Here is a 17570-nt window from a genome sequence, read left to right on the forward strand (position 1 = left end):
AGCCCCGGATCACTCCGGGGCTTTTCTTCTTCAATTCGTCAAAACAAACTCAGTAGCGGTAGTGGTCCGCCTTGAACGGGCCTTCGGTCTTCACACCGATATAAGCAGCCTGTTCCTTGCTGAGCGTGCTCAGCTTGACGCCGATCTTGGCGAGATGCAGACGGGCTACCTTCTCGTCGAGCGACTTCGGAAGGACGTAGACTTCCTTCTTGTATTTGCCGTCCTTGTTGTTGGCATAGAGTTCGATCTGCGCCAGCGTCTGGTTGGTGAACGAGGCCGACATTACGAAGGACGGATGTCCGGTCGCGTTGCCGAGGTTCACCAGGCGGCCTTCGGACAGCAAGATCATGCGCTTGCCGTCCGGGAAGGTGATTTCGTCGACCTGCGGCTTGATGTTGTCCCACTTCAGGTTCTTCAACGTGGCGATCTGGATCTCGTTGTCGAAGTGACCGATGTTGCAGACAATGGCACGATCCTTCATCGCGCGCATGTGCTCGATGGTGATGATGTCCTTGTTGCCGGTCGCGGTGACGAAGATGTCGGCGCGCGGTGCGGCGTCTTCCATGGTCACGACTTCATAGCCTTCCATCGCCGCCTGCAATGCGCAGATCGGATCGATTTCGGACACCAGCACGCGGCAACCGGCTTGGCGCAGCGAAGCGGCCGAGCCCTTGCCGACGTCGCCGAAGCCGGCAACCATGGCGACCTTGCCGGACATCATGACGTCGGTGCCGCGGCGGATGCCGTCAACCAGCGATTCACGGCAGCCATAGAGGTTGTCGAACTTCGACTTGGTCACGGAGTCATTGACGTTGATCGCGGGCCACAACAGCGTGCCAGCCTTCTGCATGTCGTACAGACGATGCACACCCGTGGTGGTCTCTTCCGAGACGCCCTTGATGCTGTCGGCGATCGCCTTGAAGTAGCCCTTCGGCTTCTCCTTGAGCTGCTTCTTAAGCAGCGCGAAGAACACTTCCTCTTCTTCCGAACCCGGCTTGTCCAGGAACGCCGTGTCGCCGTTCTCGGCCTTGAGGCCGAGATGGACATACATGGTGGCGTCGCCGCCGTCGTCGAGGATCATGTTGGGATGACCGCCGCCATGCCAGTCGAACAGCTTGGCGGTGTAGTCCCAATATTCAGTGAGGCTTTCGCCCTTGATGGCGAACACCGGAATGCCGGCGGCTGCGATCGCGGCAGCGGCGTGATCCTGGGTCGAATAGATGTTGCAGGAGACCCAGCGGATGTCAGCGCCGAGCGCCTTCAGCGTCTCGATCAGCACCCCGGTCTGAATGGTCATGTGCAGTGAGCCGGCAATACGCGCGCCCTTCAGAACCTGCTTCGGGCCGAATTCCTCGCGGGTGGCCATCAGGCCGGGCATCTCGGTCTCTGCGATCGAGAGCTCCTTGCGGCCGAATGGCGCGAGATTGATATCCTTGACGATGTAGTCCGTGAAACCGTTGGGGGCGGTCATGTTTTAATCCTTGATGAGAGAGCGATTCCGCAGCGCTCGCGCCTTCGCGAGCGAACACGGAATCTCGATGTGATAGTCACTTCTGGGTTCCGGGTTCGTGTGCGCGAAGATGCGCACACGCCCCGGAACGACGAATTTGTGGTTAGACGTTGCGCTTCAGCGCATCGACGAGGTCGGTCTTCTCCCAGGAGAAGCCGCCGTCGGCGTCCGGCGTGCGACCGAAATGACCGTAGGCGGACGTACGGGCGTAGATCGGCTTGTTAAGATCGAGATGCTTGCGGATGCCGCGCGGCGTCAGATCCATCGCGGCAGCGACGGCCTTCTCGATGGCATCGTCAGCGACCTTGCCGGTGCCGTGGGTGTCGACATAGATCGACAGCGGGCGCGCTACGCCAATGGCATAAGCGAGCTGCAGCGTCGCCTTGTCGGCCAAACCAGCAGCAACGATGTTCTTGGCGACGTAGCGCGCAGCGTAAGCGGCCGAACGGTCCACCTTGGTGGAGTCCTTGCCCGAGAACGCACCGCCACCATGCGGGGCCGCGCCGCCGTAGGTGTCGACGATGATCTTGCGGCCGGTCAGGCCTGCGTCGCCGTCGGGTCCGCCGATGAAGAACTTGCCGGTTGGGTTGATGTGCCAGATCGTCTTGTCGCTGATCCAGCCATCCGGCAGCGCCTTGCGGACGTAGGGCTCGACGCGTTCGCGCACCTGGTTCGAGGTCATGTCCTCAACGAGATGCTGATGCGAGACGACGATTTCGCGCACGCCGACCGGCTTGCCGTTTTCGTATTGCACGGTGACCTGGCTCTTGGAGTCGGGGCCGAGCACCTTTTCGGTACCGGCATGACGGGCTTCCGAGATCAGGCGCAGGATCTTGTGCGCGTAGAAGATCGGCGCCGGCATCAGCTCGGGCGTTTCGTTGGTGGCATAACCGAACATGATGCCCTGGTCGCCAGCGCCTTCTTCGGCATTGGTCGGCTGCTTGGCATCGACGCCCTGTGCGATATCTGCCGACTGCGGATGCAGCAGAATCTCGACGTCGGCAGTCTTCCAGTGGAAACCGTCCTGCTCGTAGCCGATGTCCTTGATGGCGGCGCGAACGACGGCTTCGATGTGGTCGTTAGTGACGGTGGATGGACCGCGGGTCTCGCCGGCGATCACAACCTTGTTGGTGGTGGCAAGGGTTTCGCAGGCAGCGCGAATATCCCAAGGATCAATGCCCGCCTTCGGGCCTTCGCGGAAGAACAGATCAACGATCTCGTCGGAGATACGGTCGCAGACCTTGTCGGGATGGCCTTCGGAAACCGATTCACTGGTGAAGAGATAAGACGCGCGCATCAACTGGTCCTCTAGGTTGCGCCGGAGCCCGGCAGCCTTCGTCAGATTGTTCCGGAAATGTCAGTCGCGACGCCGCGAGATGACGTAGGATTCGTCGTAGAACCAGAGACCGTTGTGCTTGCGCAGAACCTCTCGGGTGGCATCCAGGTAACGGCCGCTCTCCGTCACTTCCGTCAAACGGTCATCCTCGATTTGGGCCACGTAAACCGCCGCGTTCCACGCTGCAAAAGCCGTCGAAGTTCCGATCGATCCGGTCACCTCGTTCGGCAACGCCTCCATGGCGTAGCGAAAGATCGACCGCTGGTCGGAATAGGCATTGAAGTTCAGATCGCGGCCGGCTGAGCCCAGCTCATATTTCACCGCCCGCAATAGCTCATGCCGGCTCACGGCGAAAGGATTTTCTTTGGGCCAGACGGCTTGAACGATCTCCATACCGGGGTCCTGCCCATGCGAGTGGATACCGATCAGTCGCCCACCTGCCCGCAGCGCCCGGGCCAGCGGCGCCATGATCCGTTTGGCCCGAAATTGCACCGAAGACTTCGCCCGATAGGGCTGGGAGGCGATAATCAGGTCAAAATTGGCCTCCGTGCGCCCTGCGCGGGGGATAATAGAATCCAGCAGGAACCGGTGATCCTCGCGATAAACCACCAGCGCCACGGGCCGTTCATAGGTCGGCATGCCTGATCGGGGGTTGATGCTGGCCCGCCAGTTGTCCTCAAGAAAAGCTCCAAGTCCGGCGATCTGGTCGGCGAATTCGCCGGACGAAGCCCCCCGCAGCGGAACTTCGTGCCAGATCATGGCGGCTGCGGCGGCGGGCGATGCCGGGGTCAGTGTGGGCGCCTCGGCATAGTGCATGTTGGTCAGCACGAAGACCGTGGCTGGATGTTCGAACAGCCGATCCGGCACCTTATCCAGGGTCAGCCGGACGTCCTCGAGACTGAGCTCCTTGCCGGCGATATAGAATGGCATATGCGGGAACCGGCCGTGCATCGAGCGCATCACCCGCGCCAGCACCGTACCGTCACCGACGCCCGCATCGAACACCCGCAGCGCTGGCGGGCGCGGATGGATGCTGGCCAATTCGAGCCCGACGCGATCGGCAATCACCCGCTTTTCCGAGCAGGTATGGACGAACAGCAGGTATTTCTGCCGGTTCTCGAAGAAGCGGAAATTGCTGCGCGGATCGCGCCGTTCGATTGGCGGCTCCAGCCCGCGTGGCGGCGGCACGCCCTCCGGCATCGATTGGGCAATGAAGGCCTGAATTCGCTCCAGCGTGTCGATGGTGATGCGCTTTCCCTCACGCAGGCGATTCACCAGCTTGCCGTCGTTGACGGCCCGGCGACCGAAGGTCGACTCCGCCATCTCCGCCTGTCGGCAGAAATCCGAGATGATTCCGAGGATCTGATCGTTCTTCATGTGCGGGGATGTGACCGGAAGTGGGCAGAATTATGCTTGGCCCACTCTTTAGCACGATCTGCCCACAGATGATATACGTGATCCGGCATCGCCGCCGCGGTGTGCAAGTCACGGTGTTCTGCTAAAACACAGCCGCGAAGCGCTCTTCAGAATGATCTTCAAGACAAAGGCAATCTCCCATGCATATCGCCATGATTGGCACTGGTTATGTCGGCCTCGTATCCGGCGCTTGCTTCGCCGATTTCGGGCACCACGTGATCTGCGTGGACAAGGACAGCAGCAAGATCGACGCCCTGCTCCGTGGCGAGATCCCGATCTTCGAGCCCGGCCTGGACGCGCTGGTGGCCAGCAATGTGAAAAGCGGCCGGCTCGGCTTCAGTCTCGACCTCAGTGAAGCTGTGAAGACGGCGGATGCCGTGTTCATCGCGGTCGGCACCCCGTCCCGCCGCGGCGATGGCCACGCTGATCTCAGCTACGTGCATGCCGCCGCGCGCGAGATCGCCGCCAACCTGTGCGATTTTACCGTGGTCATCACCAAGTCGACCGTGCCTGTCGGCACCGGCGACGATGTGGAACGCATCATCAAGGAAGCCAATCCCGACGCCGACGTCGCCGTGGCGTCAAACCCGGAATTCCTGCGCGAGGGCGCCGCGATCCGCGACTTCAAGCATCCGGACCGGATCGTTGTCGGCACCGACGACGAGCGCGCACGCACGGTGATCTCGGAGATCTATCGCCCGCTTTATCTCAATCAGGCGCCCATCATGTATACGGGTCGGCGCACCGCCGAGCTGATCAAATACGCCGCCAACGCATTTCTCGCGACCAAGATCACGTTCATCAATGAAATCGCTGATCTGGCCGAGCGGACCGGCGCAGATGTCCAGGACGTCGCGCGTGGCATCGGCCTCGACAACCGCATCGGCGCGAAGTTCCTGCATGCTGGTCCCGGCTTCGGTGGCTCGTGTTTTCCGAAGGATACCCGCGCACTGGTCAAGACCGGTCAGGACTATGACGCACCACTGCGGATCGTCGAAGCCGTCCTCACCGTCAACGATAACCGCAAGCGCGCCATGGCCCGCAAGGTGTCTGCCGCGCTTGGCGGCAATCTGCGCGGCAAGACCGTCGGCGTGCTCGGACTGACGTTCAAGCCCAACACCGACGACATGCGCGAGGCGCCGTCGATCCCCTTGATCACCGCGCTTCAGGATCTCGGCGCGACCGTGCAGGCCTACGATCCCGTCGGCATGGAACAGGCCAAGCACGAACTGCCGGATATCACCTATTGCGACGATGCCTATGCATGCGCGACTGGCGCCGACGCGCTGGTGATTGTGACCGAATGGGAACAGTTCCGCGCACTCGACCTCGCGCAAGTGAAGAAGAAGATGAAGCAGCCGGTCATCGTGGATCTGCGCAACATCTACCGCCCCGAGGAGATGGAGAAGGCCGGCTTCACCTATGAAAGCGTGGGCCGCGGCAAGTCCTGAAAGCTCATCGTCAGGAGACTAAATGCAAATGCCCGGCAAAAGCCGGGCATTTTTGTTGGCGAGCCGCCGGTCAGGCGACAACGGGCTTACTTGCCCCAAAGCTCGTTCGCGACATCGACCGCGAGCTTGAGCTTGGCCCACTGCTCTTCTTCGCTGAGGATGTTGCCTTCCTCGGTGGAGGCGAAGCCACATTGCGGCGACACGGCCAGCTGCTCGAGCGGCGCGAACTTCGAAGCCTCTTGCAGGCGCGCCTTGATGTCTTCCTTCTTCTCGAGCTCACCGAACTTCGAGGTGATGACACCGACCACGACGACCTTGTTGCCCTTGGGCAGGAAGCGCAGCGGTTCGAAGCCGCCGGCACGGTCCGAATCGTATTCGAGGAAGTAGCCGTCGTAATTGGTACCAGCGAGCAGCGTTTCAGCCACTGGCTCGTAGCCGCCCGACGAAATCCAGGTGGAGCGGAAGTTGCCGCGGCAGACATGCGTGGTGATCACCATATCCGCAGGACGCTCGGCGATCGCGTAATTGATGATGCGCGAATAGATCTGCTGCAGATTGTCGGCATCTTCGCCGCGCGCACGGACCTTGTTCAGCTCATCTTCCGAGCAGAGATAGGCCCAGACTGTATCGTCGAACTGCAGATAACGGCAGCCGGCGTCATAGAACGCCTTCACCGCCTTGCGATAGGTCTTGGCGAGATCCTCGAAGAACACTTCGATATCCGGATAGACTTCCTTCGAGATCGCCTTGCGACCGCCGCGGAAATGCAGAACCGCCGGCGACGGGATGGTCATCTTCGCGGTGACGCCGGCGGTGTCGCAATGCTTCTTCAGAAACTCGAAGTGCGCCAGCATCGGATGATCGTCGGGGAAATCGACCTTGCCGATCACGCGCACCGAGTCATGACGGGTCTCGACGCCGGTGAACTGGATGCCGGTGTCGGGGTGATAGAGCTCGCAGCCGGTCAGTTTGGCGAGGAAGTCGAAGTGCCACCACGAACGACGGAACTCGCCGTCGGTGGCGAGCTTGAGGCCGGTCGAGGCCTGGCGATGCACAACCTTCTCGATTTCGATGTCTTCGACCTTGCGCAGGTCGTCGGCCGAAATCTCGCCCTTTTCCAGCTTGGCGCGCGCTTCCTTGATCGATGCGGGCCGCAACAGGCTGCCGACTTCGTCGGCACGGAACGGGGCTTTGGTTCTCTGCATAGTCGTTACTCCAGAATGCTCGGTTTGCAGATCAGCCGGGTGTGCCGGCCGTGTGTTTATTCTTGCTGCCGGCCGCGCCGGCGACGCCGAGGAAATGCTCTAGCACGGCAGGATCGGATCTCAACGCTGCACTCGTTGCATCATGCACGATGGTACCGCGTTCCAATATCACGACACGATCGGCGAGCCCGAGTATTTTTTGTGCATTCTGTTCCACGATGATGGAGCAGATGCCGCCGGCACGTGTGATCTTGCCCAGCGCCGCCAGCAATTCATCGACGATGATCGGCGCAAGGCCTTCGGTCGGTTCATCCAGCAGCAGCACTTGCGGATTGAGCGTCAGCGCCCGACCGATCGCCAGCATCTGCTGTTCGCCGCCGGAGAGCTGGTTGCCGAAATTGTTCTTGCGCTCTTCGAGCCGCGGAAACATCTCGTAGATCTTCTTGACGTCCCATGGCCCAGGCTGCGCCACGGCGGTCATGTTTTCTTCCACGGTGAGCGAGCGGAAGATGTTGCGCTCCTGCGGCACCCAGCCGATGCCGGCGCGGGCGCGCTGGTCCGGCCGCAGCGATGTGATGTCTTTTCCGCCAAGCTTCAGCGTGCCGCTGAAGCGGCGAGTGACGCCGACGATGGAATTGATCAGCGTGGTCTTGCCGGTGCCATTGCGTCCGAGCAGTGCCAGCACCTGGCTTTCGCCGAGTTGCAGCGTCATCTTCGGGATGACCACGGCTTCGCCGTAGCCCGCGCGTAGGTCATTGATGTCGAGAAGATCAGACATCAGCGCCCTCGCCCAGATACACGGCCTTGACGCGCGGATCGCGCGCGACTTCAACCGGCGGGCCTTCCACGAGCATGGCGCCCGCGACCAGCACTGAGATGCGATCGGCAAAGGAGAATACCAGATCCATGTCGTGCTCGATCAGCAGCACCGTGACGTCGCGCGGCAGGCTGGCGACGGCCGAGAGAATATCGTGGCGCTCGCTTTCCGGCACACCTGCAGCCGGCTCGTCGAGCAGCAGCACATGCGGCTTGGTGGCGATGGCGACGGCAATCTCAAGAAGGCGCTGCTTGCCATAGGGCAATGTCGCGGTCGGCTCGTTCATCACGTCGAGCAGATGAAAGCGCGCGAGGTTTTCGGCGATCGCATCATTGACGTCACTGCGGGTGCCCATGCGACGCCACCAGTCGCTGCCATGGCCGAGATGTTCGGACGCAGCGAGACCGACCGTCTCCAGCGGCGTCATGTCGGGATAGAGCTGATTGATCTGGAAGGTCCGCGACAGCCCGCGCAACACGCGCTTGTGCACCGGCAGGCCGGTGATGTCGTTGCCTTCGAGCAGGATGCGGCCGGAGTTCGGCTTAAGCACACCGGTCAGAAGATTGATCACGGTGGTCTTGCCGGCGCCGTTCGGACCGATCAGCGCATGGCGCGCGCCGGCCTCGATCTTCAGCGACAAGTCACGCGTGACCCGGAGTCCACCGAAGGACTTTTCGAGATTGACGGTCTCAAGCGCGATCGTCATGGCGCCTTACCTTCCGGCGCAGCGATCGGAGTCTTGGCACGACCGAACTTGCTTGCAATCAGGCGCGGCAGAAACAGCGCCCAGCGATGCATCCGGTCGCGGCCGATCAACACGATGACCACCAGCACGGCACCGATCCAGAACTGCCAATATTGCGGCGTGATTGTCGAGAACAGTTCCAGCAGCAATTTGAAGATCACTGCACCGATCAACCCGCCATAGAGATAGCCGGTGCCGCCTATGATCAGGACCAGCATCAGGTCCGCCGAGCGATCGAAGGCAAAACCGTCGAGCGAGGCGAGTGCCGTCGTCTGCGTCGAGAGTGCACCGGCAACGCCCGCATAGAAGGCGGCGATAGTGTAGATCGCGATCAGCCGGCGATTGACGGGAATGCCGATGGCCGAGGCGCGCAGCGGATTGTTGCGGATCGCTCGCAGCGAGAGGCCGAATGGCGAATGCACGATGCGTCGCGCCAGCAGGAACAGGACGAACAACACGCAGAGACAATAGATGAAGCCGACCTTGCCGAAGATGTCGAAGGAGAACTGGCCGAGTATCGGCGCCATCTCGATGCCCTGAAGGCCATCGGAACCACCGGTGATATTGGAAAAGCGGTTGGCGAGTTCGCGCAGCAACAGCGCGATACCGAGCGTCACCATCAGCCGCGTCAGATCCGAACCGCGCATGACGAGGAAGCTCGTCACGAAGCCGAGCGCCATCGCGGCAAGACCGGCAACTACCAATGCGATCACAGGTTCGGTGACGATGCCGTGCAATGCGAGCAGTCCCGCCGCATAGCCGCCGAAGCCGAAGAATGCGGCATGGCCGAGCGAAACGATGCCGGCATAGCCGAGGATGAGATCGAGCGAGAGCGCGAACAGCGCGAGCCAGGCGATCTCGGTCAGGATCAGGTAACGGTTCGGGAACAGCAGGATGCAGCCCGCGGCGGTGAGCCAGAACACGACTTCAGGCCAGCGCCATCGCGCGCGCGCCATGGCGAAGGTGCCGACTTCCGGATGGGTGGTGCTGTTGGCTGTCATGACGCCCTCACCGCGCCGCGGTGCGGCCAAACAGGCCGTTCGGGCGCCAGATCAGGATCACGATCATCATGGTGTAGATCACGAAGGCGCCGAGCTTCGGCACGTAATATTTGCCGGCGACATCACCGATGCCCAGCAGCAGCGAAGCCAGGAATGGCCCAGTGATGCTGGACGAACCGCCGACGGTCACAACGATCAGGAAGTAGATCATGAACTTCAGCGGGAAGTACGGATCGAGGCCGAGGATTTCTGCGCCAAGTGCGCCGCCCATGCCAGCCAATCCGCAGCCGAACGCAAAGGTCAGCGCGAACACCTGCGGCACGTTGATGCCCAGACCCGACGCGGCGCGCGGATCATCGACCGCGGCGCGCAACCGGCTACCGAAGCGGGTCTTGGACAGGATCATCTGAAGCGCCACCGTGAGCAGTCCGCAGATGACGATGATCATCAAACGATAGCGTCCGACGCCGAGGCCGAAGAGATTGATCTGGCCCTGCAGGTAATCCGGCAGATGGATGAAGGTCTGCGACGACCCCATAAAGTAGTCTACCGCGGTCACCGACATGAAGACGAGGCCGATGGTGAACAGCACCTGATCAAGATGACTGCGCGTATAGAGGTGCCGATAGAGTGAACGCTCCAGCACGGCGCCGATCGCAGCGCTCACCACGAAAGCAATCGGCAAAGCCGCAAAGAATGGCAGGCCCGCGCGATTGACCAGGATCGCGCAGGCATAACCGCCCGCCATGGCGAAGGCGCCGTGCGCGAGGTTGACGAAGTTCATCAGCCCAAGCGTCACCGCCAGCCCGCACGCCAGCACGAACAGCAACATGCCGTAGGCGATGCCGTCGAACAGAATGGTGAGAAGGATCATGAAACGACAGGTGCTTTCTTTCTTGGCCCTCCCCCGCGCTTGCGTGGGGTCTAGCGGGCGACCTCGCCCGCTATGGGTGGCCGGCCGCAAGGCCGGTCGGGTGGGGGTGGTGCCGCATAAAGAGCGGCGCGTGTTGCACCCCCACCCTACCCCTCCACACGCAAGCGCGGGGGGGGGGAATTGCCGATGGCGGAGCTTACTACACTTCGGAAAAAGTGTCGCTTACTTCTTCGCCTTGCCGGGATCCTTCACCGCCTCGAACGTCGCGAATTCGATGTTGTAGAGTTCGCCGTCCACCTTCTCGACCTTGCGGATATAGATGTTCTGCACGATATCACGGGTCTCCGGATCGATGGAGATCGGGCCGCGCGGGCTCTCCCACTTCATGCCCTTCATCGCAGCGATCAGGCTGTCGCCATCGGCCTTGCCACCGGTCTTCTTCAGTGCCTCGTAGACGAGATGAATGCCATCCCAGCCGCCAACGGCCATGAAGCCCGGGCGCGTATTGTACGCCTTCTTGTAGGCCGCAACGAACTCCTTGTTCATCGCCGAGGGATGCGCTGCCGAATACAGATGCGCGGTCACGGCGCCAAGCGCTGCATCGCCCATATTGTTCAGCAGGTCGTCGTCCATCACGTCGCCGGGTCCGATCACCTTGATGCCGGACTTGTCGAGGCCACGCTCGGCATACTGCTTCATGAAGTTGCCGCCCTGCCCGGCGGGCACGAACACGAACACCGCGTCGGGCTTGCTGTCCTTCATGCGCTGCAGGAACGGCGCAAAATCGGGATTGGCGAGCGGCACCTTGACCTCTTCGACGATCTCGCCGCCGCCGGCGGTGAAGTGCTCCTTGAAGAATTGCAGCGCGTCGTTACCCGGTGCGTAGTCGGAGGTCAGCGTAGCGACCTTCTTGATGCCGTTCTTGGCGGCCCAGTCACCGATGATGGTGGAGGACTGTGCCAGCGTGAACGAGGTGCGCACGATATAGGGCGAACGCTCGGTGATGATCGAGGTGCCGGCAGCCATCACGATTTCCGGCACCTTCGCCTGGGTCGCGAGCGGCGCAGCGGCCAACGCAGCCGGCGTCACGCCGAAGCCGGCGATGATGTTGACCTTCTCGTTGACGATCAGTTCCTGCGCGAGGCGCTTGGTGTTGTCAGGCAGCGCCGCGTCGTCCTTGAGGATGATTTCGACCTTCTTGCCGGCAACGGTGTCGCCGTTCTTCTGCTGATAGAGCTTGATGGCGTTATTGATCTGCTGGCCGGTCGAAGCCTGGCCCCCGGTCATCGGCACGATCAGGCCGATCTTGACGCTCTCCTGCGCCTGCGCGATTGCGCCGACAGACAACACGCTGACAGCGGTTACCGTCGCGGAAATGAAATTCCTCAGCATTAATTCCTCCTCTGTAGGTGATGCCGGCTCTTCAAGGCCGTGAAGTCATAGTCCCCATACGCTGTCGCCCGCGATGATGATCGCCCGCGATAACGGAGCCATGTTGACCTGTCAACGGCTGGGTTGACAACACAACGCGGTCTGTTGAACTGCGTAATTCCGACGCATCGTGGCATGCTGCTAAAGTCTAGCCAAGCATTCACGGGCCGCTCGATTCCGTTCATTTCAGATTGCAGATCGTATCCAGATGACAAAGCCGGTGATCAACCATGGACGATATGTACCGGCGCTCATCAATTTCCTGGGCAACAAGCTCGCCGCGGGTGCTTCGAGTGCCTATCGGCGCGAATTCGGCGTCGGCGTCACCGAATGGCGAATCCTCTCGAAGCTCGCCAGCGAGGACGCGTGCACCGCACAACAGATTTGCCAGTATTTCGACCTCGACAAGGGTCTAGTCAGTCGCACCCTTAAATCTCTGGTCGATAACGGCAGCGTGACAGTGACCGATCTGGCCGGCGACAACAGGCGTGTCGTCATCCTGACCAAATCCGGGCGCGCGCTGCATGACCGGATCATCGAACTGGCGCTGGACCGCGAACGGATCCTGCTGGAGTGCCTCGATGAGAAGGAAGTCGAGAAGCTGATTGACATGCTGGGCCGCCTGTTGGCACAGGCACCAGCGGTCAACGCGGTAAAGGTTCGCAAACCATCGACACCGCGGCGGAAGACTACCGTCTGAGGCACATTTTGGTAATGGAGGGGTCGACAGTTCAATCCTGTCTGGCAGCACCGGTCTTTTCAATGACTTAGGGCGTAAACCCGCCTTCTCTGTTTTGTCGCCGGAAGCCCCCCGGAAGCACACCCGCTAGGATCCTGCCTTTTAGGCCGTTCGAGAAGCCCGTTTAGATTCGCCCAGCGCCTCGGATCTAGCGGCCAAAACTTGTGCAGCCATCGTGTGGATCATAACGGCGTCGATCCCCACCATATTGTCTGGTATGCAACGGACTGGCCAATGGCCTAGCCTCCGAGCGGAGCCAGCATCCGTGCGGCCATACCCGACTTTACGTGAGCCCGAAGCAGGACGCCGCAGTCTTCGCCTCCAGATGAGCATTTCGACGCCCTTACAGTTCAGTTGATCCGCGATGGCGCTGTGGCTGACGATTGGAACGCCGGCGAGGATTGCTGTTGGTAATTTGCGCATAGTGATTTTCCTTTCGAGCAGTTGTGAAAGTCCAGAGGCGAAATGACCGACACTAGACGGCCTCGCACGCCTTTAGGCTCGCGCCTTGGACATGCGCGTGCGCCCCCTGGACAGATATTTTATGATCGCCGACTTACTGCATGGCTCTTCGGCTAGTGTAGTTTGGCTTTCGACCCGTGATCAGAATGCGCCGAATTCCTCTGTTAGCAACGATTATTCTGTCTGAAAAATACGCATCTTAGAATACGACAAGCAGATGGTTGCTATCACTTCGATTCTTGTATTTTGTTTTGTTAGTTGTTTGGCGGAAGACTCGCTAGCTCAGACAGAAAACGACGTTTCAAGCTCTTCAAGACACTCTGCGACATCGAAAATGAGTCGCGACAGGCGTATCGTGATCGCTGGCAAAGGGGCTCAACACCGAGTTGAGCGATGGCAAAGCCAGAAAAGATTCCAAAGAGTTTGAGAGAAAAGCCGGCTGCGAAAGGGTGGCGGCTCATCCAAGAAGCAGGCGAAGCCGACAGCGCTTATGACGAAGCGATTGAGATTTTGGAACGTGCCCGCATTACACGCCGACAGGACTGAAGCTGAAACAAACTTGCTTCAAACGCGCCGGGCAGACTGTCCAATGGCGACGAGCAGACCTTGTCAGGCAAGATGCGATCGGAGCGCCTATCCCCTCCCCTTCAGCGCCAGTTGCATGGTCTTCACGGCCGGCCCCGCTGCGCCCATGCGAAAGGGTCCCGGCGCAACGAGTGCGGCAATTGACGTCATTGGATCGTCCTGATGTTGTGCTACGAGAAGGTTTTGAAAGTTTGCTCATATGACCGCGAGTGGTCAATCGGCCCTAGATTGCGTGGGCTGCGCTTTTGTCATCCGTCTTGACGTGCCCGATCCGCTGCCAGCGATGTTCAGCCTTAAGTGCCCGAGATGCACCAAACTCTGGCTCTACTCTCCGCGAGATATTCGAACTGTGGCAGCACCGCCTAGTCCGCCACCGGACGAGTGAGACCGCCCGCCGCAAGGGCAGCGACGCTCATCATGAATCTCCATGTTTCAAGTCTGGTGCTTAGCTGTTAAGCGCAAGCACTCCGCAGATTTATCCAGCTGGGGCTTTCGGAGACTATGGTCGTCAGAAATATCCAGTTAGATGGGCTTCGCGGCGTCGCCGCACTCAATGTTGCGGTATTCCACACGATCTTGGGTATCGACGGCGATCTCATGGATCGTTACGGGAAACTGTCTGATTTATCGGGCCCGCATGACTGGTTCGCTAAGGCAGTTCTCAAGCTCTTCAACGGCGAGACCGCAGTCTTCGTTTTCTTCGTGCTGAGCGGGGTCGTCCTCTTCAATAGCTTGATGCGTGAGCGCGCACCACTTCTTGCGAAGAGTTTCACATTCTCAATTCGGCGCATTTTCAGAATTTATCCAGCAATGATCGCCAGCTTGCTGTTCAACATGGCAGTTTTTGTGTGGTTCGAAAATCCATTTACTATCTCCGATTTTCTGATCAACTCAACGCTCTACGACTTCCGCATTAATGGCGTCACTTGGACGCTTAACGTCGAGATGGTGGGTGTGGCGTTCGTGCTTCTCGTATATCTCGCTTGGCGTATTGGCGGCGTCGCTGGCATGCTCGTTACGTTCATAGGCTCCTGGGTATTTTTTCGGATGCCCGATCTTCCATTTCCCGGTACGTTCCGAGGCTTTTGGATCTACTTCGCTCTCGGAATGATCGTCCCCACGAAAGTCGGCAAAAATATCGCCAGCCGCCTCCCGAGTTGGTCGATCGCGCCAGTCTTACTAATAGCGATCATATTTAAGGGCACCCTGCAGCAAATCTCGATCGGGTTGCTCGTCACCATGATTTATTACAGTCGCGCCGGTTTTTTCGGACGTTGGCTGGAAGCACCAGTCTGCCAGTTCCTAGGGCGGATCAGCTACAGCTTTTACCTCTTTAACTTTGCGATCTTCGTCTACGTTTGCGGGTACGCAAAAAGGTTAGACTGGATCAACCTTCATCCGATCGAGGGTGGTCTTTTGACCTCCCTTTTCACAGTCGGCCTGACGATTCCGATCGCGTATCTCTCGATGCGCTACGTCGAGATCCCTGGAATTGCGCTTGGGCGACTAGTCACGTTCAAGTCGCGGATGCCGCGCCCACGCGAAATAGACGGTTTTCAAAATGCGTCATAGTTAGGCGGCAACCGCACAACGGCCGGCCTCGTTGCGCCCATGCGCAGGGGTCCCGACGCAACGAGTGCGGCGATTGTCATAGGTTGTTCTCCAGTTATGTAAGTGTTCTCAAGCCAAGACCGAAGCCGCCTAGCCGTCTTAGGCCGGTGCTTTGGGAACCATGGGTGCCTGTGCTATCCTGGCCCGATGATCGAAGTTTTCCAAATCATTTTGATATTGAGCATCGCTGGAATGCTCATCGCGGCCCTTGTGAGATGGATTAGCGGGATACGGCACCGCCGCTACCTTTCACGGCTAAATCACACAGCTAAGCCCGACGAAGATTGACCAGCCCGCCACGAGACAGCGACGGTCATCGCGTTACCCTGGGTTGTTTCACCAGCTAAATACGCGGATACTGCCGGCTCTCAGAAAGCGAGGTTTTTCCGTGTCGAATACACCGTTTGATACTCGTCTGATTGATGGATTTCTCCAATGTCCACACTGTACGTCACCGGACCTCAACGACAACAGGAAGAGGCCAGATGCTTCCGGTATTTCCCATGAGCGGTACGTGTGTCAAAGCTGTCATGCGGCATTCGACACCGTATTCGGTGTTCCATTCTTCGGAGCCTACGAAGAGGCCGACCTACTCGGGCTCATTGAGATAGCTGCAAACATCGACAATCGCGGAAAATTTGGTGTTACGCCGGCAACGGTTGAGCACTGGGATGGTATGCTTGAAGCTTATCATTCCGCTGACGACAAAGCTCAATTTGTGGCCAGTCGACGTGACGCGCAATCCCCATTCCTTCTCAATCGCTACTATGAATGGCTGGAAGTAAAAACGCTTTCCGCTGGTCTGGATCTGAAAGGGAAGCTCGTCTTAGACCTCGGTGCAGGCCTAGGTTTCGACAGTCATCGCCTAACCATGCGTGGCGCTCAAGTCGTAGCTCTTGAGTGTAGTCCCATCTTGGCGGAGAGCGGCGCGAAAGAATTCCCCCAGATCAATTGGTATGGAGGATTTTCCCACGCTCTACCTTTCCGCTCGAAGACGTTTGATGCTGTGTTTTGCAATGCAGCGCTTCATCACATGCGGAACATAAGTGCTGCGATGTCTGAGGCGATCCGAGTTTTAAAGGTTGGAGGCACTCTAATCACAACCTGCGACTCATACAGGCCGTCCTCTCATGGGGAGGAAAGGGAACTGAAGACATTCGACGCGTCAGTTCCGGTCTTGATGGGGGTCAACGAACGAACTCCCCCATTCTCTGAATTTGTTGACACCCTGAAGCGATTATCCCCGAGTCTGTCGGTAGATCTTTACACACACAATCTTTCTGGCGAGTTTGCTAGTTCTCAAGGAAAATCAGGGACCTCTTTAAACAGATGGGACTTCGCAACCGACCAAGATGCCCTCTCAGAATGCGGCGGCTCTCTTGCATTCAAAGTAACTGTGACCCGCGACACAGACATTCCTGCGCTCAATCAGAAAGCCAGCCTACTATCAGCCGGAACTTTCGGGGGATGGCTTCATGACTCAAAATTGGCGTTATCTGAACTCGCCACGTTTGTTCCTGTTCAGTATGTGAACTCGCCTTTTCCGGGAAGGCATCAAACAAAGTTCGAATTATTAAACGGATGGCGTGCCCCGACGATGCGCTCCCATCGCACCGCATACAGGCGAGCGCGCTGGTTTCTATCCCGAGATAGCAAGACGAATACGCTGTCGTTTCAAATTAAAACACGCAGGCAACCGACTGGTAAATCCCCAACAATAGAGATCTTGGTCAACGGCATCCAAACGGCACACTTTCAAGCGATCCCGGATCGGTTTGAGAAGATCACGGTCAACTTAACAGGCACTACGCCAGATAAACCGTTTGCACTGGAAATTCGCATTTTTGCCGACGACGAAAGCCTGGAATTGTCGTCTTTTGACGTTAAGCGCCGGACACCTATTCGATGTAACACGCTACGAAATCGTATGGTGAAACGCTGCGAGCGCTGGTTCGGTCTTAAGGCAGAACAAACACGACACATTCCGCGATGACGGGGGCTGAATGTTCCAGGGTCCGGTCCGTCACGGTTGTGCGCGACCGCGCTTTGGGGTGGCGAGCCGTGGTCTCCGCGCCATCGGCCAGCAGGCTCAGGCCGTAGCCGATCACATCGTTCAAAATCTGCGGCACTATTCGCTCGATCTGGAAAGCTAGGGCGAGTCAGCAACGGCATCATCGAGATGCACGAGTGCGGCAGCATGTTCATGGGGAAGGGCCAGACGCCGGAAGTCGACCGACCGCTCGACAATTAACCTTTTGCCTCATTAGGACGGTTTCTTAATGTCGTCCGGTACGCGATGAAACGGAACGTATATATCGTCGCTACAGCCATCCGGATTGAGAGCAAGCCTCTGAACCACCGGATCTTTTCTCTTGAAGAAAAGGGCG

General features: G+C 59.0%; 14 protein-coding genes. 5 read left to right on the forward strand and 9 right to left on the reverse strand.

Going from position 1 to position 17570, the window contains the following annotated elements:
• Nucleotides 1–49 precede the first annotated feature (49 nt).
• The 3 genes from ahcY to AB8A33_RS16735 form a co-directional block, all read right to left on the reverse strand.
• Nucleotides 50–1471, reverse strand: coding sequence for an adenosylhomocysteinase (gene ahcY / locus AB8A33_RS16725; RefSeq protein WP_089268227.1), 1422 nt, complete (start codon nt 1469–1471; stop codon nt 50–52).
• Nucleotides 1472–1613: 142 nt separating this feature from the next.
• Nucleotides 1614–2807 carry a methionine adenosyltransferase gene (metK, locus tag AB8A33_RS16730; RefSeq protein ID WP_089268239.1) on the reverse strand — a complete coding sequence of 398 codons (1194 nt, stop codon included), beginning with the start codon at nt 2805–2807 and terminating at the stop codon, nt 1614–1616.
• Nucleotides 2808–2867: 60 nt separating this feature from the next.
• Nucleotides 2868–4223 (reverse strand): hypothetical protein, encoded by a 1356-nt coding sequence (locus tag AB8A33_RS16735; protein ID WP_089268228.1) that lies wholly within the window; start codon nt 4221–4223, stop codon nt 2868–2870.
• Nucleotides 4224–4402: 179 nt separating this feature from the next.
• Between AB8A33_RS16735 and AB8A33_RS16740 the strand changes: the two genes are divergently transcribed.
• Nucleotides 4403–5713: a UDP-glucose dehydrogenase family protein gene (locus tag AB8A33_RS16740; RefSeq protein ID WP_439093769.1), complete on the forward strand. Its 1311-nt coding sequence runs from the start codon at nt 4403–4405 to the stop codon at nt 5711–5713.
• A gap of 86 nt (nt 5714–5799) precedes the next feature.
• Here the strand turns inward: AB8A33_RS16740 and AB8A33_RS16745 are convergent, their stop codons facing one another.
• The 6 genes from AB8A33_RS16745 to AB8A33_RS16770 form a co-directional block, all read right to left on the reverse strand.
• The gene (locus AB8A33_RS16745; protein WP_439093771.1) at nt 5800–6918 is read right to left on the reverse strand and encodes a cobalamin-independent methionine synthase II family protein; all 1119 of its coding nucleotides are present in this window, start codon (nt 6916–6918) and stop codon (nt 5800–5802) included.
• Between the two features lie 31 nt (nt 6919–6949).
• Entirely contained in the window at nt 6950–7696 is a 747-nt protein-coding gene (locus tag AB8A33_RS16750; protein WP_439093772.1) for an ABC transporter ATP-binding protein, read from the reverse strand.
• A complete protein-coding gene (locus AB8A33_RS16755; RefSeq protein ID WP_439093773.1) occupies nt 7689–8441 on the reverse strand; it encodes an ABC transporter ATP-binding protein in 753 nt (250 codons plus the stop codon). The genes AB8A33_RS16750 and AB8A33_RS16755 overlap by 8 nt, the downstream gene beginning before the upstream one ends.
• Nucleotides 8438–9481, reverse strand: coding sequence for a branched-chain amino acid ABC transporter permease (locus AB8A33_RS16760; RefSeq protein WP_439093775.1), 1044 nt, complete (start codon nt 9479–9481; stop codon nt 8438–8440). The genes AB8A33_RS16755 and AB8A33_RS16760 overlap by 4 nt, the downstream gene beginning before the upstream one ends.
• 7 nt (nt 9482–9488) lie before the next feature.
• Nucleotides 9489–10355, reverse strand: a complete 867-nt coding sequence (locus tag AB8A33_RS16765) for a branched-chain amino acid ABC transporter permease (RefSeq protein WP_439093777.1) — start codon at nt 10353–10355, stop codon at nt 9489–9491.
• A 222-nt stretch (nt 10356–10577) separates the two neighbouring features.
• A complete protein-coding gene (locus AB8A33_RS16770) occupies nt 10578–11747 on the reverse strand; it encodes an ABC transporter substrate-binding protein (protein WP_439093779.1) in 1170 nt (389 codons plus the stop codon).
• A gap of 247 nt (nt 11748–11994) precedes the next feature.
• Between AB8A33_RS16770 and AB8A33_RS16775 the strand changes: the two genes are divergently transcribed.
• The 4 genes from AB8A33_RS16775 to AB8A33_RS16790 all read left to right on the forward strand — a co-directional run bounded on the left by AB8A33_RS16775 (nt 11995) and on the right by AB8A33_RS16790 (nt 17176).
• Nucleotides 11995–12486, forward strand: coding sequence for a MarR family winged helix-turn-helix transcriptional regulator (locus AB8A33_RS16775; protein ID WP_439093780.1), 492 nt, complete (start codon nt 11995–11997; stop codon nt 12484–12486).
• A gap of 894 nt (nt 12487–13380) precedes the next feature.
• Nucleotides 13381–13533: a hypothetical protein gene (locus AB8A33_RS16780; RefSeq protein ID WP_439093782.1), complete on the forward strand. Its 153-nt coding sequence runs from the start codon at nt 13381–13383 to the stop codon at nt 13531–13533.
• Between the two features lie 540 nt (nt 13534–14073).
• Nucleotides 14074–15144 carry an acyltransferase family protein gene (locus tag AB8A33_RS16785; RefSeq protein ID WP_439093784.1) on the forward strand — a complete coding sequence of 357 codons (1071 nt, stop codon included), beginning with the start codon at nt 14074–14076 and terminating at the stop codon, nt 15142–15144.
• A gap of 427 nt (nt 15145–15571) precedes the next feature.
• A complete protein-coding gene (locus AB8A33_RS16790) occupies nt 15572–17176 on the forward strand; it encodes a class I SAM-dependent methyltransferase (RefSeq protein ID WP_439093786.1) in 1605 nt (534 codons plus the stop codon).
• Nucleotides 17177–17570 lie beyond the last annotated feature (394 nt).

The organism is Tardiphaga sp. 813_E8_N1_3 (assembly GCF_051811025.1).
In the GTDB taxonomy this organism is placed as follows: Bacteria; Pseudomonadota; Alphaproteobacteria; order Rhizobiales; family Xanthobacteraceae; genus Tardiphaga.